The organism is Leptotrichia sp. oral taxon 417 (assembly GCF_013394865.1).
Taxonomy (GTDB): domain Bacteria; phylum Fusobacteriota; class Fusobacteriia; order Fusobacteriales; family Leptotrichiaceae; genus Leptotrichia; species Leptotrichia wadei_A.
In genome coordinates this window covers 1,058,532-1,079,591 of record NZ_JABXYV010000001.1, presented here as the reverse complement: position 1 = coordinate 1,079,591, position 21,060 = coordinate 1,058,532, and the positions used below count along the sequence as shown (strand labels likewise).

General features: G+C 29.0%; 18 protein-coding genes. 9 read left to right on the top strand and 9 right to left on the bottom strand.

The window, feature by feature from the left end:
• Positions 1 to 14 precede the first annotated feature (14 nt).
• Positions 15 to 2,492 carry a CRISPR-associated helicase Cas3' gene (cas3, locus tag HW276_RS05125; RefSeq protein ID WP_178937666.1) on the top strand — a complete coding sequence of 826 codons (2,478 nt, stop codon included), beginning with the start codon at positions 15 to 17 and terminating at the stop codon, positions 2,490 to 2,492.
• Between the two features lie 313 nt (positions 2,493 to 2,805).
• Here cas3 and fucO read toward each other — a convergent pair whose 3' ends face one another.
• Entirely contained in the window at positions 2,806 to 3,954 is a 1,149-nt protein-coding gene (gene fucO / locus HW276_RS05120) for a lactaldehyde reductase (protein ID WP_178937665.1), read from the bottom strand.
• 220 nt (positions 3,955 to 4,174) lie between these two features.
• On the opposite strand from fucO, the gene HW276_RS05115 reads away from it, so the two are divergent.
• From HW276_RS05115 to HW276_RS05100, 4 genes are all read left to right on the top strand, one after another.
• Complete coding sequence (locus HW276_RS05115; protein WP_178937664.1) at positions 4,175 to 5,305, top strand: hypothetical protein; 1,131 nt, start codon at positions 4,175 to 4,177, stop codon at positions 5,303 to 5,305.
• 74 nt (positions 5,306 to 5,379) lie between these two features.
• Positions 5,380 to 6,321, top strand: coding sequence for a YafY family protein (locus HW276_RS05110; protein WP_178937663.1), 942 nt, complete (start codon positions 5,380 to 5,382; stop codon positions 6,319 to 6,321).
• A 24-nt stretch (positions 6,322 to 6,345) separates the two neighbouring features.
• Positions 6,346 to 7,053, top strand: coding sequence for a hypothetical protein (locus HW276_RS05105; protein ID WP_178937662.1), 708 nt, complete (start codon positions 6,346 to 6,348; stop codon positions 7,051 to 7,053).
• A 37-nt stretch (positions 7,054 to 7,090) separates the two neighbouring features.
• Entirely contained in the window at positions 7,091 to 8,299 is a 1,209-nt protein-coding gene (locus HW276_RS05100) for a hypothetical protein (RefSeq protein ID WP_178937661.1), read from the top strand.
• A gap of 249 nt (positions 8,300 to 8,548) precedes the next feature.
• On the opposite strand, the gene pcp (HW276_RS05095) is transcribed toward HW276_RS05100, so the two are convergent.
• The 3 genes from pcp (HW276_RS05095) to HW276_RS05085 all read right to left on the bottom strand — a co-directional run bounded on the left by pcp (HW276_RS05095) (position 8,549) and on the right by HW276_RS05085 (position 10,939).
• Positions 8,549 to 9,190, bottom strand: a complete 642-nt coding sequence (pcp, locus tag HW276_RS05095; protein WP_178937660.1) for a pyroglutamyl-peptidase I — start codon at positions 9,188 to 9,190, stop codon at positions 8,549 to 8,551.
• A 127-nt stretch (positions 9,191 to 9,317) separates the two neighbouring features.
• A complete protein-coding gene (locus tag HW276_RS05090) occupies positions 9,318 to 10,259 on the bottom strand; it encodes a DUF979 domain-containing protein (protein ID WP_178937659.1) in 942 nt (313 codons plus the stop codon).
• A complete protein-coding gene (locus HW276_RS05085; protein ID WP_147003461.1) occupies positions 10,259 to 10,939 on the bottom strand; it encodes a DUF969 domain-containing protein in 681 nt (226 codons plus the stop codon). The genes HW276_RS05090 and HW276_RS05085 overlap by 1 nt, the downstream gene beginning before the upstream one ends.
• Positions 10,940 to 11,244: 305 nt before the next feature.
• On the opposite strand from HW276_RS05085, the gene HW276_RS11750 reads away from it, so the two are divergent.
• From HW276_RS11750 to pcp (HW276_RS05060), 4 genes are all read left to right on the top strand, one after another.
• On the top strand, positions 11,245 to 11,928 hold the full coding sequence (locus tag HW276_RS11750) for a PhzF family phenazine biosynthesis protein (protein WP_370464627.1): 684 nt from the start codon (positions 11,245 to 11,247) through the stop codon (positions 11,926 to 11,928).
• Between the two features lie 153 nt (positions 11,929 to 12,081).
• Entirely contained in the window at positions 12,082 to 12,762 is a 681-nt protein-coding gene (locus HW276_RS05070; protein WP_147003461.1) for a DUF969 domain-containing protein, read from the top strand.
• Complete coding sequence (locus tag HW276_RS05065; RefSeq protein ID WP_178937659.1) at positions 12,762 to 13,703, top strand: DUF979 domain-containing protein; 942 nt, start codon at positions 12,762 to 12,764, stop codon at positions 13,701 to 13,703. Before HW276_RS05070 ends, HW276_RS05065 begins: the two co-directional genes overlap by 1 nt.
• Positions 13,704 to 13,819: 116 nt before the next feature.
• Entirely contained in the window at positions 13,820 to 14,461 is a 642-nt protein-coding gene (gene pcp / locus HW276_RS05060) for a pyroglutamyl-peptidase I (protein ID WP_146961140.1), read from the top strand.
• A 165-nt stretch (positions 14,462 to 14,626) separates the two neighbouring features.
• On the opposite strand, the gene ybaK is transcribed toward pcp (HW276_RS05060), so the two are convergent.
• From ybaK to treC, 5 genes are all read right to left on the bottom strand, one after another.
• The gene (gene ybaK, locus HW276_RS05055) at positions 14,627 to 15,130 is read right to left on the bottom strand and encodes a Cys-tRNA(Pro) deacylase (protein ID WP_021745672.1); all 504 of its coding nucleotides are present in this window, start codon (positions 15,128 to 15,130) and stop codon (positions 14,627 to 14,629) included.
• Positions 15,131 to 15,132: 2 nt separating this feature from the next.
• Entirely contained in the window at positions 15,133 to 16,788 is a 1,656-nt protein-coding gene (locus HW276_RS05050; protein ID WP_178937658.1) for an NAD(P)/FAD-dependent oxidoreductase, read from the bottom strand.
• 55 nt (positions 16,789 to 16,843) lie between these two features.
• A complete protein-coding gene (locus HW276_RS05045; RefSeq protein WP_178937657.1) occupies positions 16,844 to 18,079 on the bottom strand; it encodes an NAD(P)/FAD-dependent oxidoreductase in 1,236 nt (411 codons plus the stop codon).
• A 309-nt stretch (positions 18,080 to 18,388) separates the two neighbouring features.
• Positions 18,389 to 19,159, bottom strand: coding sequence for a molybdopterin-binding protein (locus HW276_RS05040; protein WP_178937656.1), 771 nt, complete (start codon positions 19,157 to 19,159; stop codon positions 18,389 to 18,391).
• Between the two features lie 111 nt (positions 19,160 to 19,270).
• A complete protein-coding gene (treC, locus tag HW276_RS05035) occupies positions 19,271 to 20,956 on the bottom strand; it encodes an alpha,alpha-phosphotrehalase (RefSeq protein ID WP_178937655.1) in 1,686 nt (561 codons plus the stop codon).
• Positions 20,957 to 21,060: the final 104 nt, after the last annotated feature.

Below are 21,060 nucleotides of genomic sequence, written 5' to 3'. Positions count from 1 at the left end.
GAGGGAATTTTTAGATGGGAAATATTTTTTTAGCTAAGTCTAATGGGGAAAGAGTAGTTGAGCATACAAAAAAATTAATACAGAATTTTGAAAAATTAATAGAGTTGTATCCGAATATAGAAGTTAATAAAAGATTGTTACTTTTAGCTTGTATTTATCACGATTTAGGAAAAATCAATGCAAAATTTCAATATAAAGTTTCAAATGAAAAACGAAAGAATCTTTTAAAAGAAAAATATGAGATAGATTTAAAAAAGAATGAAATTCCACATGGTATCTTGAGCACAGCATTCATTAATAGTAACGAATTGTTGAAAGAAAATTTTGATAAAGAGGATATAAAGATTTTGGCATATTCTGTTGCATTGCATCACGAAAGAGATATTTCTGAAATAGAAGATGAAGATTTTAAGGAAGAAATAAAAAAAATGGAGTTTGAACTTAATGATTTTGAAACAGAATTGACTAGTTTGGAAAATATTTATTTTGATATTATTAAAGAAATTTATGGAGAAATAAAAAAATATTCGATTTTTAAAAGAGAAGATGATAATTTTAAAATAAAAAAATTGAGTAAGAAATATTATAAATTAAATGACAGAATTTATTCAGAAAAAATGTATATGAAAAAAGAGGAAGCTCTTGAAATTTTTAAGAAATATGTTTTGTTAAAAGGATTGTTAAATAAAATAGATTACGCAGCAAGTTCGTATACGACTATTGAAGAAAAAAATGATTTTTTAGAAATTGAGATGGAAAAATTTTTGGAAGATGTGTTGAGAAAAGACAATCCTAAAAATGACTGGAATGCTTTGCAGAAATTTATGAAACAGCATAAAGATGAGAATGTGGTAGTTGTGGCGCAGACGGGATATGGAAAAACAGAGGCTGGATTACTTTGGATAGGAAATAATAAGGGATTTTTTACATTGCCTTTGAGAGTGGCAATTAATGCAATTTATGACAGGGTTGTGAAAAATATTGTAAGAGAAAATGTAGAAAAGAGAATTGGTTTGCTTCATTCTGATTTTAGAGAATATTATACAGAAAAAAATTCTAAAGAAAATAAATTACTAAAAAATGAAGAATTATCAGAATATATAAATAAAACGAAGCAATTTTCACTTCCACTTACAATTTGTACAATAGACCAATTATTTGATTTTGTGTTTAGAGCTCCAGGATTTGAGTTGAAGGTAGCGACATTGTCTTATTCTAAGGTAGTTATTGATGAAATTCAAATGTATTCAGCTGATTTGTTGGCTTATTTGATTTATGGATTGAAGTATATTACTGATTTTGGAGGGAAATTTGCGATAATGACTGCGACTCTTCCTGGGATTGTTACTTATTTGCTTGAAAAAGAAGGTGTAAAATTTGTTACGACAGAACCGTTTACGAATGATAAGAAGAGACATAGTTTAAAAGTGATGGAAGAAAGTATAAATGCAGAATTTATAAAAGGAAAATATAGAAATAATAAAATTTTGGTTATTTGTAATACAGTTAAAAAAGCAAAAGAGATTTATGAAAATTTGAATATTCCAAAAGAGGAATTGAATTTGATACATAGTAGATTTATAAAAAGAGATCGAACAAATAAAGAAAAGGAAATCACTGAATTTGCGAATCCAAAGAGATTTAGAGGAGATGTTAAAAATAAAAGAGAAAAAGAGGGATTTCAAGAAAATGGAGTTTGGATTGGAACTCAAGTTTTAGAAGCTTCTCTTGATTTAGATTTTGATATTTTGATTACAGAATTGTCAGATTTGAATGGACTTTTTCAGAGAATGGGGAGATGTTTTCGTAATAGGGAAAAAGTTGATGAAGGATATAATTGCTTTGTTTTTACAAAAGAATGTTCTGGAATTAAAGGAGCGAAAGCTATTATAGATAAAGAAATTCACGAAAAATCTAAAAGTGTACTATTAAAAGTTGATGGAATTATTTCTGAAGTTCAAAAATTAGATTTGATTAATAGTGTTTATTCTTATGAAAGTTTAAAAGATACAAAATATTTTAATAAAGTGACGGATAATATAAAATATTTAAAAGAGTATGTTGTTGAGTATGAAAAAACAAAATCTGAAGTTCAAAGAATATTTAGAAATATTGCTTCATATGATGTGATTCCAAGAATAATTTACGAAGAGAATTTTGAAGAAATAAATAGAAATATTGAAATTTTAAGAGAAAAAATGAAAGGATTATCAGAAGACGACAGGAAAAAATTGCGAATAAGGAAAATAGAAGCTAGGGGAGAATTGAATAAATTTAAAGTGACGATTCCTGATTTTGAATATAGAAAATTGGAGAAAAGTAAAAAGAATGAGATTGAAAAGATTAAAGTAAATGATTATGAGGAATTGGTAGTTGTGAATTGTGGATATTCTTATGAAAAGGGATTTGAAGTTGTTCGGGGGAAGAAGAAGATAATTTCTTTTAAGAGAGTGTCCATGATTTTGTATAAATATTCAAAATACAATATATGATGTAGGCATCTTATTTACACATTTTATCATATCTAAATTTTCATAAAAAGATGTATTTAGTTAATTCTTCTGAAGATATGGTTAAATTGTTTGTCTAATACTATTCTTCGTTTAAAAAGCGAATATTTATTTAATTATTTGAAAGTAAATATTAGGTTTAATCTACTAAAAAGATTTATAATGTATTCGTTATTCAAATAGGGTTTAGTATAATTAGTAAATAGACTTGAATTTTGAGAAAATTAAATATTTAAATTCGGAATTAATATGAATAGAAAACTCCACTCTAAAACGAATGGAGTTTTTTTGTAAATTACAACAATTTTTTATAAAGTTCTTTTATTTCTTCCAAGTTTGTATCTCGTGGATTTCCGCCAGTACAAACATCATTCAAAGCTGATTCAGCGATAAAATCTAAATCTTTTATATCCATTATTCCCTTTAAATTTTCAGGAATATTTACGTCATGTGCCAATTGTCTTACAGCCTCTACTGCTGCTTTTCTATATTCTTCGGGAGCCATTTTTTTAGTATGTTTTATTCCAAAAGCTTTTGCTATTTCTCTAAATTTTTCCCCTGTATATTCAGCATTGTATTCCATTACAGTTGGTAAAATTATAGCGTTTGCAACACCGTGCGGAGTTCCGTAAAATGCTCCTAGAGGATGAGCCATTGAGTGTACAATTCCAAGTCCTACATTTGAGAATCCCATTCCTGCTAAATATGAGGCAAGAGCCATTTTTTCTTTAGCTTCTTCGTCATTTTCCACAGCTTTTCTCAAATATTTTGCTATTAATTCAATTGCTTTTAAATGGAACATGTCAGTCATTTCCCAAGCAGCTTTTGTTGTAAATCCTTCGATTGCGTGAGTTAGTGCATCAAGTCCAGTTGCAGCTGTCAATTCTTTTGGCATTGTCATCATCATTCCTGGATCAACTATCGCAACTATTGGCATATCGTGTGGGTCAACACAGACAAATTTTCTATTTTTTTCAACATCAGTTATAACATAATTTATTGTAACTTCGGCAGCTGTTCCAGCTGTAGTTGCAACTGCGATTATTGGAATGCATTTATTTTTTGTATCTGCAACTCCTTCAAGACTTCGAACATCAGAAAATTCAGGATTATTTATAATAATTGCTACAGCTTTGGCACAATCCATAGCAGAACCTCCACCAATTGCAATAATATAATCTGCACCACTTTCTTTAAATTTTTCAACTCCAGCTTTTACATTTTCAATCGTAGGATTTTGTTGAACATCAGAAAATATTAAATATTCCAAATTAGCTTTATCAAGTATATCAGTAATTTTTTTAGCTGCTCCAGCTTTAATTAATCCAGGATCTGTACAAATAAAAGCCTTTTTGAATTTATTTTTTTCCACTTCACCTGGAATAGATTCAATTGCTCCAAATCCATGATAAGATACTTCATTTAAAATGATACGGTTTACCATAATAAGTCACTTCCTTTTATTATAGAAATATTAATTATTTTTTTCTCTTTCTGATATAATTGTATCTCGAAAATTGTTGTTGTCAAGATGAAAAAATGTTGCATTTGATATTGTAGTTATAAAATTTTAAAAAAATAAATTTTTATTCTAAAGGGACAAAATATGTCTCATATAAAAAGTATAATTAGATAACAAAAATAAAGTTGAGGAGATGGGGAAAATGAGTAATGTAAAATTAGTTAAAAATGATGCTTTTTATAACGCTGAGTTTGATACCGATATTTTTTTATATTGGATGATAAAATGGTTAAATGTTGAGACTACAAATAATAGCAGTAAGGTGGCTTTAAAAAATATGGCAAAAAAATTTATTGAGGAAATTTTAGGAGAAAAGTTAACTACAGAAGATATTGAGATACATTTTTCAAATAAAAATTATTATTCTGAAAATAGAACTTTTATTGATAGAATTTTAGATAATTGTCCGATTTTATTAATTTTAAATAGGAATCAAAATGGAAACAGAAAATATATATATTTCAGAGATTTTAGTTATTACGAATATTCAAAAGATTTTAATGAATACAATGGGAAATTAATTAAATTATTAAAAAAATATGAGAATTTAAAAGAAAACGAAGAGAATAATGTAAAAATTGTTCATTTTTCATCTGATTTAATTTCTAGGTATGAAAAGGAAGAAGTAGAAGAAATAAGTATTTTATACGATAAAGAAAAATTTTTAACTTTATTTGAAAATTCAAAAAAATATATAGATGACAGTATTTTTGACAGTTATTACAATCAAATTAATCAGGAAAATAAGAAAAATTTTGGTGTAAGTATTAACGAAAATTTATCTTTATATTTAGTTTTAGAAAGTTATATAAATAAAAAATTTGAAGATTATGATGTATATCGTTGTTTTGATTATATAAAATGGTTGAAACATGAATTTTTTATAGAATGTTTTTGTGTAAATTTAATTGCAGAAGATAAAAAAACAAATAATTATTTTTTGTTAAAATGGTTTAATGATAATAAAATCGAAGAAAAGACAATAAAATTAATTCAGAAAGAATTAAAAGATATATTTCCTAATTTTAAGGAAGTTAATTATGAAGATATTGATTGTGAAAATAATGAAATTCCATTAATGTGTTTTACAGTAAATCTAGATAGTTCATTAAAAGATATAAAAAAAATGGTTGATAAAATAACGGAAAAAATTGAGAAATTTAATAAAATGAAAAATTGTAGAGACATAAGAGAGGAATATGTAGAATATTTTGAAGAAAAGAGATTAAAGAAAAGATTTCGAAGTAATAGAAAAATTAGGAAAAAGTTTTAAATTTTGAAAAAGTGATAAATCAAGGTATAATTAAAACGTTGAGAAGAATTTTTTAGAAAGGCTTAATCTTAATCATGAAAAATGAAAATTCTGAGGAAAAATCGATTAGAATATTAAAAATAATGAAAAGGTTGAATCAAAAAGAGATAGTGAATAGAAGTGATTTAGCTAATGAATTTAAAGTTGATAAAAAAACGATACAACGAGATATAGCTACTTTGAGGAATTATTTTTTTGAAGAAGGTGAATCGGATATAAAATATTCTAGTTCAAAAAAAGGTTATTATCTTGAAAAGAATGACAAGATAGCTTTTACAAACGAAGAACTTTTGGCTATAAGTAAAATTATCCTTGAAAGTCGGGCTTTTAATAAAGAAGAAACTGAAAAATTAATAACGAAACTAGTTAACAATTCCTCAATAAACGATAGGGAGATAATAAAAAATTTGATAAATAGTGAAAAGGTGAATTATATTCCTTTACAACATGGACAGAAACTACTCGAAAGCATTTGGAAATTAGCGCAATGTATAAAAAACCAAGAATGGGTGCATTTAAATTATACAAAAAAAGATAAACAATACAAGGAATATAAAATAAAACCACTGTCAATAATGTTTTCTGAATATTATTTTTATTTAATTGGATATATTGAAAATAAAGAAGAATATCCTGCAATTTTTAGAATTGATAGAATGAAAAAGATAGAAAATACAGGCAAGAAGTTTAAAATCCTAAATTATTCTGACAAATTTAAAGATGGAGAATTTAGAAAATACATACACTTTATGCATTCTGGACCTCTTACAAGAATAGAATTTAAATACAGAGGCTATATCGAGTATGTGCTTGATAAATTTCCAACTGCAGAAATATTGGATGAAAAAATAGTTAAAGAAAATAATCGGGAAACTACAGTTTATACTGTAAAAATCGAAGTTTATGGAAGTTTTGGAGCGGAAATGTGGCTACGAAGTCAGGGAGATTACATTATTGAATACAAAATTTTAAAATAAATTTCTATAAAAAGGAGAAAATTTATGGAAAAAATGCCAAAAATAAAAATTATAAGTTTAGGAGAAACAGCTCTAAGCACTATTGAGAAAGAAATAATTACACATGAAAATATAAGCATTATTACAATTAAAAATGACTACAAAGATTTAAAAATAAATTTTCAAGATACAGATGTAATTTTGATAATTTTAAATACATATTTTGAAAATGATAAAAATTTTGCCTTAGAAATAATCAGAAACACTGAAAAAAACGACATTTTTACTGGCATTTACGATATTGAAAATGGCTATACTGACCTATTTGATTCAAAAACAGACTTTATCATAAAATGCAAATCTTCAGAAGATTTAAAAAATGGAATCAACGGAATAACAAAAACTTTAACAGCAAAAGGAATGGTTACTCTTGATTTAGCGGACTTAAAAACTGTATTTCAAAAAACCTCAAAATCTTTCGTAATTTTTGAAAAAGGAAATTTAGAAACTTTTGATGATTTCTTGCAAAACCTAAAACTAAAGCTGGAAACTTTTGATAAAAATAAAACTTATAAAATATTTTTGAATATAACAGCAGGAAAAAATATTGAATTGACTCAGATAAAAGATATTGCTAAAATAATGACTAATATTCTTAATGAGTGGGCATTTCTTTGGGGACTGCAAATATATCCAGAAAATGAAAATTTCATAAATATTATTGCTTACATTGTGGAAGATTCAGTTAAATAAATAAATTAATTAATATTATAGAAAGAAGGGATTTAAAATGGAAAGAAACAATATTTTTAATTTTGCAACGTCAGAGCTGTCACAGGATGCTTTTATATGTTGGTTATGTAACTGGGTAAATTTTGATGACAATATTTTATCAGAAGATGAAAAAAAATTAAAATTACTTGCAACTGAATTTATTGAAAAAATGTTAGGTGAAAAGCTCGAAGATAGGAAAGTAAATATAAAAAGACAATATCAGAAAATAGACGTACTATTGGAAATTCAGAATAAAACAGAATTTATAACTAATGAAAACGAGAAAAATCCTGTAGTAGATATATATGTAATAATAGAAGATAAAGTTGGAACAGGTTTACATAGCAATCAGATTGAAATATATACAAAATTAATATCTGAAAAAAATAAAAATATAAACAAAGGGAAGGCTCTAATAAAAACAGTATATTATAAAATATATGATGAAGATAATATGGAAAGATTAAAAGAGAATGGTGTGAATGTAATATTAGGAAGAGAAAACATCCTAGAATTATTAAAAGAATACAAGGATAAGATTAATAATTCAATATTTGAAAATTATCATAATTATTTGAGCAATATAGAAACAGATGTAAATTCATATGAAAAAAAGAACTTGGAAGACTGGAATTCAAACTGTTATATCGGATTTTTTAAAGAATTAAAAAACGAAAAAAATTTATTAGAACATGCTATTGGAAGACAAAAAGATTGTAGTTGGGGTTATGTGAATAACTCATCAGGTGGATTTATGGGAATGTGGTGGTTTCCTTTAAGTGAAGAAAAAATTAATAAATTAACAGAAACTTCTGATGAAGATATTTATTTACAAATAGAACAATATAATCAGAAAAATATAATTGCAATAAAATATTCAGTTCCTAAAAAAAATAAAAATAATAAAGAACTTTCAAAAGAAGATTTCGAAAAGAAAGTAACAATTGCTTCCGAAAAACGTAAGGAACTTTTTTCTAAATTAAAAAATAAATTAGAAAATGAGTTGAAAGATATACTAAAATGCGAAAATAAACCAGAAAATATAAAAAAATTCGAAAATATACTAAAAAATGAAAAGTTTCAGAAAAAATATTTTAGAGCAGGTCAGTATATGACAGTAGGATATTTAGAATTTGAAAATATTGATGATTGTAAAGATAAAATAAAAATCCTTCAATATGCTTTAAATCTTTTGTTAAAAGGGTGTGTAAAAATTTTTGTGTAAATCTCTAAATAATATATGATAAAATAACTATATAATATTTGGAGGTTTTTGTTATGGCTAAAAAGAAAATTGACAATAAAATTTTGACTTCTTTTCTTAACAGCAAATGAATAAAATTTAGTTTCTGTTTTTTAAAAGAAAGTTTACCTTTTACAAGTAAAAAATAAATAATAAAACCTGCTTTAGAATTTTTTTTAATAAAAGCAGGCTTTTTATTTTTGATATATCTAAATGTTTAGAAGAATGTTGCTAACAAATAGTTCCACCAGTTTCTTTAATATCTTTATCATTTTTTACGATAGCTTCAATTGCGGCAATTAAACCTTTTACAATAGCATTTAATTCCATTGATGGTGTATTTTTTTTATTAATAACTTGTTCTGGTAAAAATGGAATATGAATAAATCCAGATTTTTTGTTTTTGTATTTTTTATTTATTAAATAAAGTGTACCGTAAAGAACGTGATTACAGATGAAAGTTCCTGCAGTGTATGAAACTGAAGCTGGAATTTTATTTTTTTGTATGTTTTTTACCATAGCTTTTACAGGAAGATCTACAAAATATGCATTTTCTCCATCTGGAAAAATTGGCTCATCAATAGTTTGGTTTCCTTCGTTGTCAGGTATTCGGAAATCATCAAGATTTATTCCAACACGTTCAACGGAAATATCAAATCTTCCGCCTGCTTGTCCAATTGACAAGATGACATCTGGATTGTGCTCTTCAATAGCTTTTTCAATTTTTTTAATAGATTTTCCTTTTACTGTCGGAATTTCCAATTTGATAATTTGTGCTCCTGCAATATTATCAGGCAATTTTTTAACTGATTCGATGGCAGGATTTATGGGCTCACCTCCAAAAGGGTCAAAGCCAGTAACTAATATTTTCATAGTATTTTTTATATGATTTTATAAAAATAGATTTAATTTATAATTTCATACTCTCCTTTCTAGATTTTTTTTTAATTTACTTGTTTGTAAAAATTTAGAAATCTCAATAAACATAGTATTTTCAGTTTTATTTTACTCCAAATAACAGCAGCATAAGTATAATATGTGTTACAAGCAGTAATAAAGCCATTGGAGCTTGGACTTTTATAATTCCATATTTATCTTTTATTTCCAGAATTGAAGCAGGGACAATATTAAAGTTTGCTGCCATTGGAGTCATAAGAGTTCCGCAATAGCCAGCGGTCATTCCCAAAGCACCAATAACAGCTGGATTTCCACCGTTTTTGATAATAAATGGGATTCCAATTCCTGCAGTTATTACTGAAAATGCAGCAAAGGCATTTCCCATAATCATAGTGAATATAACCATTCCAATAGCATAAATAACGATTCCTATAAAGATATTTCCAGTTGGAACAACAGATGAAATGCTGGCAGCTATTACTTTTCCAACTCCAGCTTTAGTAAATACAGCACCTAATGCAGCAAGAAGCTGTGGCAAAATGGCAGTTGCACCAATTTGCATAAGGAGTTTTGAAGTATCTTCGTTTGTTTCGCTGAATTTTGGTTTTATGATAATTGCAGCTGCCAGAAGGGCGACAAGCGAACCTCCACCGATACCTAATGCAGGTGGTATAGCAGTTTTTCCAATTTTAAATTGAAGTATCAGAAAAGCGGCAATTCCAATTAATACAGCTGGGATGAAAATTTTATTTTTTAATTTTTCACTTTGTGCGATTTTGAATTGTGAAGAAATATTTTCAAATTTTCCAATATGTAATTGTTTTGTTACAGTAATTATGGCAAGAATTACAAGAAGTCCGCCAGTAACCTTATATGGAATAGCTTCTCCAAAAATAAATATTATCCCAAGAATAGTCCAAAACAAAAATGTTCCTATTTTTGCCTTTTCATTTTTCAATCCTCTAATTCCAGTACTTATACTGACAAGTCCGCAAAGAATATAAATAATTTGTGTCAAAAGTTTTAAAAGAGCTTTTATTTCCATTATTTTTTACCTCCTTTGCTCAAAATTATTTTTTTATCATAAATATATACTTGAATAAAAGTAAAAATTATTGCAATTATCCCAATTGGTATTGAAGATAGCGCCAATTGCTTCAAAGATACAGCATATCCATTTTCCTTCAGTGTAGTCTGAATCAAAAGAAGTCCCGATGCACCGACAAATATGTTTTGTGAAAAGAAATTTCCATAATTTTCAATTGCGGCACTTAAACTTTTTAACTCTTCAGTTTGCTTTTCTGTTAAATCCTTATTTTTATGAGTTTTTGCAGCAGCTTCAGACATTGGGTAAATAAGAGGACGTATAAACTGAATGTGTCCACCAATTCTAATTGACAATGCACTCGCAATCGAACGGATTACCATATAAAGTCCTAAGATTCTACCAGCAGTTGCATTTTTTAATTTTTCAATTAAAGCTGCACTTCTTTCTCTAAGTCCATATCTTTCAAGGACTGCAATAACTGGCAAGCTAATCAAAAAAATTGACATAAGCCTATTATCCACAAAAGCCTTTCCAATAATTCCAAGAATTTCAAAAAAATTCATTTTTGCAGCAATTCCAGTAGCTATACCAGCAGTAAGTACCACAGCCAGCACATCTAGCTTCAAAGAAAATCCCACTACAATAATAACAATACCAATAAGTATCCATAAATTCATAAGTATTCCTCCTAATAAAGTTTATTATTTTTTTAAAATTATCATATAATCCTAATATGATTTTACCTTGAAATAGTGAAAATGCAATAGTTTTAGAGAAAAAATAGATTTCTAATTTTATACTGCTTTTTAAGTTTTGAAAAATAGACAATAAAATTAGTTTTAAATATTTTAAAGGATTGCATAGTAAAATGGGGAAAAAAATCAATATTTAAAAAAAGTTTTGTACTGAAAATAAATTTTATGTGAAACTATGGTATAATATTAACAAAAAATAAATTATGAATAGATATAAGGAGAAAGAAGTGGCAAATACAAAAGAATCAAATGAAACGGTACAAAGAGCAGAATTGCATCGTAAAATTTGGGCAATTGCAGATAATGTGCGTGGAGCGGTGGATGGTTGGGATTTTAAGCAATATATTTTGGGAATATTATTTTATAGATTTATTTCAGAAAATATGACAGAATTTTTCAATAAAGCAGAACATGAAGCTGGAGATTTGAAATTTAATTATGCGGATATTTCTGATGAAGAAGCCAAAGAAGATTTTAGAGCTGGTACCGTGGAAGATAAAGGATTTTTTATTTTACCAAGTCAACTTTTTGAAAATGTAGTAAAAACAGCGAGAACCTGTGTTTTGGAAAATTCGGAACTTGTGGAAAAGTTTGAACCAAATTTGGAAAAAATTAAATTGCTTGATGGACTTCTTTTACACATTACGGCTAAAGCTGATGAAAACTCAGAATTTGATTGTATTTCTCGTTCCTTTGCACCAAAATTGGATGTTGCCGAAGATCCTGTTTGTGGCTCTGGACATTGTCATCTTGTACCACTTTGGTCAGATAAATTGGGAAAAAATGAAATTGTCGCATTTCAAGCTTCCAAACGGACAGGAATTCTTTATTGCAAATTAGATAAAGAAAAAAATCGAGTTTCATTGAGTGGAAAAGCTGTTTTATTTGCAGTTTCAGAAATTTTTATTTAAAAAATTTTATTTTTCAAAACTTAAAAAGGCAATATAAAATTAAAGATCTATTTTTTCTCTAAAACTATTGCATTTTCACTATTTCAAGGTAAAATCATATTAGGATTATATGATAATTAAAAAAAATAATAAACTTTATTAGGAGGAATACTTATGAATTTATGGATACTTATTGGTATTGTTATTATTGTAGTGGGATTTTCTTTGAAGCTAGATGTGCTGGCTGTGGTACTTACTGCTGGTATAGCTACTGGAATTGCTGCAAAAATGAATTTTTTTGAAATTCTTGGAATTATTGGAAAGGCTTTTGTGGATAATAGGCTTATGTCAATTTTTTTGATTAGCTTGCCAGTTATTGCAGTCCTTGAAAGATATGGACTTAGAGAAAGAAGTGCAGCTTTAATTGAAAAATTAAAAAATGCAACTGCTGGTAGAATCTTAGGACTTTATATGGTAATCCGTTCGATTGCGAGTGCATTGTCAATTAGAATTGGTGGACACATTCAGTTTATACGTCCTCTTATTTACCCAATGTCTGAAGCTGCTGCAAAAACTCATAAAAATAAGGATTTAACAGAAAAGCAAACTGAAGAGTTAAAAAGTTTAAGTGCCGCAATTGAAAATTATGGAAATTTCTTTTCACAAAACATATTTGTCGGTGCATCGGGACTTCTTTTGATTCAGACTACACTGAAGGAAAATGGATATGCTGTATCTTTGAAGCAATTGGCGCTATCTTCAATACCAATTGGGATAATTGCAATAATTTTTACTTTTATTCAAGTATATATTTATGATAAAAAAATAATTTTGAGCAAAGGAGGTAAAAAATAATGGAAATAAAAGCTCTTTTAAAACTTTTGACACAAATTATTTATATTCTTTGCGGACTTGTCAGTATAAGTACTGGAATTAGAGGATTGAAAAATGAAAAGGCAAAAATAGGAACATTTTTGTTTTGGACTATTCTTGGGATAATATTTATTTTTGGAGAAGCTATTCCATATAAGGTTACTGGCGGACTTCTTGTAATTCTTGCCATAATTACTGTAACAAAACAATTACATATTGGAAAATTTGAAAATATTTCTTCACAATTCAAAATCGCACAAAGTGAAAAATTAAAAAATAAAATTTTCATCCCAGCTGTATTAATTGGAATTGCCGCTTTTCTGATACTTCAATTTAAAATTGGAAAAACTGCTATACCACCTGCATTAGGTATCGGTGGAGGTTCGCTTGTCGCCCTTCTGGCAGCTGCAATTATCATAAAACCAAAATTCAGCGAAACAAACGAAGATACTTCAAAACTCCTTATGCAAATTGGTGCAACTGCCATTTTGCCACAGCTTCTTGCTGCATTAGGTGCTGTATTTACTAAAGCTGGAGTTGGAAAAGTAATAGCTGCCAGCATTTCATCGGTTGTCCCAACTGGAAATATCTTTATAGGAATCGTTATTTATGCTATTGGAATGGTTATATTCACTATGATTATGGGGAATGCCTTTGCTGCATTTTCAGTAATAACTGCAGGAATTGGAATCCCATTTATTATCAAAAACGGTGGAAATCCAGCTGTTATTGGTGCTTTGGGAATGACCGCCGGCTATTGCGGAACTCTTATGACTCCAATGGCAGCAAACTTTAATATTGTCCCTGCTTCAATTCTGGAAATAAAAGATAAATATGGAATTATAAAAGTCCAAGCTCCAATGGCTTTATTACTGCTTGTAACACATATTATACTTATGCTGCTGTTATTTGGAGTAAAATAAAACTGAAAATACTATATTTCTAAATTTTTACAAACAAGTAAATTAAAAAAAATCTAGAAAGGAGAGTATGAAATTATAAATTAAATCTATTTTTATAAAATCATACAAAAAATACTATGAAAATATTAGTTACTGGCTTTGACCCTTTTGGAGGTGAGCCCATAAATCCTGCCATCGAATCAGTTAAAAAATTGCCTGATAATATTGCAGGAGCACAAATTATCAAATTGGAAATTCCGACAGTAAAAGGAAAATCTATTAAAAAAATTGAAAAAGCTATTGAAGAGCATAATCCAGATGTTATCTTGTCAATCGGACAAGCAGGCGGAAGATTTGATATTTCCGTTGAACGTGTTGGAATAAATCTTGATGATTTCCGAATACCTGACAACGAAGGAAACCAAACTATTGATGAGCCAATTTTTCCAGATGGAGAAAATGCATATTTTGTAGATCTTCCTGTAAAAGCTATGGTAAAAAACATACAAAAAAATAAAATTCCAGCTTCAGTTTCATACACTGCAGGAACTTTCATCTGTAATCACGTTCTTTACGGTACACTTTATTTAATAAATAAAAAATACAAAAACAAAAAATCTGGATTTATTCATATTCCATTTTTACCAGAACAAGTTATTAATAAAAAAAATACACCATCAATGGAATTAAATACTATTGTAAAAGGTTTAATTGCCGCAATTGAAGCTATTGTAAAAAATGATAAAGATATTAAAGAAACTGGTGGAACTATTTGCTAGTAACATTTTTCTAAACATTTAGATATATCAAAAATAAAAAGCCTGCTTTTATTAAAAAAAATTCTAAAGCAGGTTTTATTATTTATTTTTTACTTGTAAAAGGTAAACTTTCTTTTAAAAAATAAAAACTAGATTTTATTTATTTGTACCATTTAAATAAAAATTCTATTTAATCTCTTCCATTAACAAATCAACAATTGTACCATTCACAATTCCAACTAATTTTTCAGTTTCCACTTCCATCTGCAATCCTCTTCTGCCAGCTGAAACCATTATTTTTTCAAATTTCTCCACTTCCTTATCAAAAAAAGTTCTATACAGCTTTTTCATTCCTACAGGAGAACATCCTCCACGAATATATCCTGTTTCCTTCTCAAGCTCTGAAAGCGGCAGCAAATCAATATTTTTTTCCCCGCAAGCCTTCGCCACCTTTTTCAAATCCAAATGAGCTGCTCCATGAATAACACAGACATACAAATTTTTACTTTTCCCCTTCAACACAATTGTCTTAAAGACTCTCTCTGCAAGTTCAGGAAATTTTTCAGCAACTCCAAGCCCTCCGCTTTTATCTTCACTCCATTCATAAGTATGAATAATGTATGGAATTTTTTGTTTATCCAGCTGTCTTAAAGCATTTGTTTTTGCTATTTTATCTTTCTTATGTTTCATAATTACCCCTTCGCTTTACAAATCATTTGATAATACCCAATCACATACTCTGCGCATTTTATCCCATCAACCGCCGCCGACATAATCCCGCCAGCATATCCTGCACCTTCTCCACAAGGCATAAGACCTTCAATATTCGAGAAAAATTTTTCATTTCTAGGAATTTTCACTGGAGATGAACTGCGGCTTTCCACTCCTGATAAAACTGCATCATAACTGGCAAATCCCTTTATTTTTCTATCCATCAAATTAATTCCCTCTTTTAGAGAATCATTTATGTATTGCGGAAAAATTTCATTTAAATTTGCAAATTTATAGCCTGCCAAATAACTTGGTTTTACTTTTCCTAATTCTGTCGAAATTTTATTATTTACAAAATCCCCAAACAGCTGGACTGGAGCCTTATAATTCTTTCCGCCAAGTTCAAAAGCCTTTTCCTCCAATCTTCTTTGAAATTCCACTCCAGCCAGAACGCTTTCTCCAGGAAAATCTTCAGGAAATACATTTACTAAAATCGCCGAATTTGCATTTTCCAAATCCCTTTGAGAATAACTCATCCCATTTACAACAAGACGGCCTTCCTCGCTTGAAGACGGCACAACAACTCCGCCTGGACACATGCAAAACGTATAAACTCCCCGCCCATTGCTTGTCTTAACATTCAATTTATATTCTGCAGCCGGCAATTTATTGGCAAATTTTCCATATTGAGAATGGTTTATCATACTTTGAAGATGCTCAATCCTAACTCCAACTGAAAAAATTTTTCGTTCCATCGCAACATTTTCTTCATTTAACATAAAGAAAGTATCTCTCGCACTGTGCCCAATTGCAAGAACTACAATATTAGCTGGAATTTCATAAGTTTTATTTTCATCGGAACTTTCAACATTCTCAACTAAGATACTTTTTATTTTTTTCTTTTCTGAATCAGATTTTTCATAATTTACTTTTATTAATTTTGTACTAAATCTATATTCTCCACCAAGACTCTCAATCTTATGTCTGATTTTACGCATTATTTCAATTAATTTATCAGTTCCAATATGCGGCTTTGACATATAGTTAATTTTTGGATCAGCTCCAGCAAGAATTAATTCATCATAAACCTTTTGAATCCTAAAATTATTTGTATTCGTATTCAATTTTCCATCTGAAAACGTTCCAGCACCGCCTTCCCCAAACTGCACATTTGAATACTTATCTAATTTCCCGGTTTTAAAAAAATTATAGACATCCTTTTCCCGTTCATCCACACTTTTCCCCTGCTCAATAATAATTGGCTTTAATCCCGCTTCAGCAAGCACAAGCCCAGCAAAAATTCCCGCAGGCCCGCTTCCAACGACAACAGGACGCTTTACACTTTCATTTTCTGTAAAATTCTCAATTTTCTCTGTAAAATAAGGCTTTTTCTCAATTTTTCTAACATTCTTTACATTTTCAAATCTTTTCTTTTCCTTCTCTTCATCAAATTTAAAGGAAATATCCACTGCATAAACAAATACAACATTATCCTTTTTTCTCGCATCAATTGCCTGTCCTGCAATTTCAAAGGACTTTACTTCTTTTTCATTAATTCTGTAAAGTTTATAGACTGTTTTTTTTAAATCATTCTCGGTATGTTTCACAGGCATTTTTATATTATTTATTCTAATCATTTTTTCTCCTTTATATCTCCTGTTAAATAAAAATTTTGTAAAAAAGAATATTTGGTTAAATATTTTTCCCTAAAAAATATCCAGATGTCCAAGCCCACTGCAAGTTAAATCCTCCACATTCACCATAAACATCCAGTATTTCCCCAGCAAAGTAAAGATTTTTAACTTTTTTAGACTCTAACTTTTCTAAATTTACTTCACTTAACGGAATTCCGCCAGCAGTAACTTGAGCCGCCTTAAAGCCATTTGTATCAATAATTTTTATTTTATATTTTTTCAAAGCCGTACAAATTTTACGAATTTCATTATCTGTCAAATCATTTATGCTTTTCGACAATTTCTCTATTCCAGCCGATTTTGTCAAAAACTGCCCCAATTTCTTATTAACAGCTCCATTAAAAAACTGCTCCATTGTAAAATTCTTCAATATTTTTCTACGTTTTTTCAATATTTCAAATATTTCATTATATGTAAACTTAGGCATAAAATCAATTTCAAATTCTACATTTTTATAAATTGGAAAAACATAGGAAATATTAAAAACAACATTTCCAGAAATCCCAAAATCTGTAAACAGCAGTTCTCCATCATAAGTACATATTTTTATTTTCTCTCCATCTTCATTTTCTCCAAAAGCCGTAACTTCCACATCCGACTTAATCCCCTTCAATCCCCTTATTTTCTCCTTTTCCGCCTTCAACTGCACAATAACAGGCGTTAATTTTGTAACAGTATGCCCAAACTTTTTCGCCAGTTCATACCCACTTCCATTAGATCCCAGCTCAGGATAAGATTTACCGCCAGTGGCAAGTACAATCTTTTTTGCAGTAATTTGCCTTTTATCTTCTGAAATTATCTTAAAATCAAACATTTCCTTTTCAATTTTCACAACATAAAAATCTGTAATTATCTCTATCCCAAGGCTTTGTGCATAAAATCTAAGCCCATCCACAATCGAAGTTGCCTGTCCGCTAAGCGGATAAACCTTTCCTCGATTCTCCTCGTTGCAAATAATTCCAACTTCATCTTCAAAAAATCTCATTGCATCCTGCGAAGTAAAACTTCCTAAAATTTCCTCAATCGGCTGCTTCATTTTCTCGATCCCAAAATAATTTTGATTAGAAGCATTCACATTTGTCAAATTGCACCGACCATTCCCAGTAGTCAAAACTTTTTTTAAAACCCTGTCCTTTCTTTCCAAAATGACAACATCTTTTCCATTCTTCTTGGCAGTAATCGCTGTTAAAAATCCCGAAGCGCCGCCACCAATTATTGCTATTTCTCTTTTCATCTTATAATCTCATTCTCCTAAATTTTATCCCAGTAATAACATTTCAACAATATTTTTCATTTTTTCATTTATCTAAACCATAAAATAAAAACGAGCCGTGTGCTCGTCTTTTTGTATGAAAGAAGTCTAAACACAGAGATGGGGCATCTCTATTAGACAATTTATTTATATCATATAAATACATTTTTGTCAAGATAGAGTAAATTTAAAATATTCAAAATAAAAATTTATCCCCTCTCTCCACTTTAACAGTTAGAATTTTTTTAACGAGCATCCATGATTAAGCAAGCAAAAAATAATTTCCCTTCATCAATCTTCCTTAATTTCCATCGCCTGCGGATAAATTTCCTTAATTTCATCTGCAATTTTATCAATTTCGGCAGTCAAATAGTCTAAACTTCCACGATCCCCCTTCATTGCGATTCTAACTTGAACACACCCTTCCTTCGCATAAGGAGCAACAGTCGGATTCGACATTTCAAAATAATCCTTTAACCTGTCATCAATTCTTCCTTCTGGGACTCCCTTTATTTCAAGAGTCTTCATTAATAAAACATCATTTGAATATTGCTTCAAAAGTGGCAAAACTTGATTGTCAACCATCCATGTCATTTCTCTTGGAGGTCCTGGCAAAACTATTATTTTTTTATTATCCTTTTCATAAAAAAATCCAGGTGCAAGCCCAACTTCATTTTCTAATAATTTTGAATTTTTTAAAATTGAAGCCTCCTTTCTTCCGCCAGAAGCCACTTCTCCAAAACCTCTCTCATTATATCTTTTCACAATCAAATCATAATATCTCTCAATAACTTCCAGCTCTTCTCCAAAATAATCAGCCACAACTTCCTTCGTAATATCATCAACCGTAGGTCCAAGCCCTCCAGTAGTAATTACCAGATTAACCCTTTTAAAAGCATTTTCCAAACATTCCTTAAGCCTTCCGTAATTATCTCCAACAGTAGTTTGATAATACAAATCAATCCCAATATTTGTAAACTTTGCTGAGATATATTGCGCATTTGTATTTACAATATCTCCAACCAGCAATTCTGTTCCAATGCATATAATTTCTGTTTTCATCTCAGTTTCCTTTCTTTTTTGTTTTTCTGCTTTTTTTATTTAAAATACCGCCAAATAAGTTTTAAAGCTAAAAATCCTATTCAACGGTAAATTTATATTTTCAATATTTAACTATTTTTTAAAAATAATACTTTCATAAGGTTTTAAAATAATTTTATCATTTGAAATTTTAGGCCCTTCAATGTAATTTGACAATAAAATTGACGCATTTTCTAAATTCAATTCTTTAACATCAAACTCACAAGTTTCATCATAGAAATTAGAAATTACTATTAATTCAGCATTTTCTCCAACTCTCTTATAAGCATAAACCTTTTCATTTTCAATATCAAAATCTTCATATCTTCCAGTTATCAACAATTCTTCATTTCTTCTCAATTTAATCAAATTTTGATAATGATAGAATACAGAATTTGAATCTTCCAATGCTTTTTTCACATTAATTTCTTTGTAATTTTCTGGAACTGAAATCCAAGGTGTTCCTTCCGTAAATCCTGCATTTTTAGAGTCATCCCATTGAACAGGCGTTCTTGAGTTATCTCTTGATTTCTGCATTAAAATTTCAATAGCTTCTTCTTCAGAACATCCTCTATCCAACAAAATTTTATAAATGTTAGTCGATTCAACATCACGATATTTCTCAATTTTATCAAAATATGGATTTGTCATTCCAAACTCTTCACCTTGATAAACATAAGGTGTTCCTTGTAATCCATGAAGAACTGTCGCTAACATTTTTGCTGATTCATCGTGGTATTCCTTATCATTTCCAAATCTTGACAATGCTCTTGGCTGATCGTGATTATTCCAGAAAGTTGCATTCCATCCGTTCCCTTCATACATCCCAATTTGCCATTTAGATAATATTTTCTTCAATTGTACAAAATCAAACGGTGCTTTTACCCATTTTTCACCATTTGGATAATCAACTTTTAAATGATGGAATGAAAATGTCATAGTAAGTTCTTTTTCATCAGGATTTGAGTATTTTATACAATTTTCAATGGCAGTAGATGACATTTCTCCAACTGTCAATAAATCACTTTCTCCAAATGCCTCTTTATGTAATTCTTTCAAGAACTCATGAATTCTAGGTCCATCTGTGTAATATCTTCTTCCATCAGGCACAAATCTAGTATCAGTTCCATCATCATCCAAGAATCTTTGGTCTTTTGAAATCAAGTTAATTACATCAAATCTGAATCCATCTACTCCTTTATTTAACCAATATCTAATCATTTCATACAATTTTTTTCTAACATTTTCATTTTCCCAATTCAAGTCAGCTTGAGTAACATCGAATAGATGTAAATAATACTGTCCTCTCTTTTCACTCCATTGCCAAGCATTTCCACCGAATTTTGATTCCCAATTTGTAGGTTCTTTTCCATCAACTGGATCTTTCCAAATGTAAAAATCTTCGAATTCTGGATCTCTAGCTTCAGATTTTTTAAACCATTCATTTTCAGTCGAAGAATGATTTATAACAATATCCATCACTATTTTCAATCCTCTTTTGTGAGCTTCGTTCAACATTTCCTCAAAATCTTCCATTGTCCCATAACTCTCATCAATATTGTAATAATCACTAATATCGTATCCGTTATCATTTTGAGGCGATTTATACATCGGTGTTAGCCATAAAACTTCCACTCCAAGTTTCTTCAAATAATCTAATTTTTGTGTAATTCCTTTTATATCTCCTTGACCGGTCCCAGTCGTATCTTTAAAACTCTTTGGATAAATCTGGTACACCACCGATTTATGCCACCATTTTTGCTCAAAATCTTTTTTCATAAATGCACCTCTCCTAAATATTTGTTTATTTTCTATTTTTTTTATAACTTCAACTTTATTATACCCTATTATTTTCGTATATACAAAAAAATTTTTATTTTTAA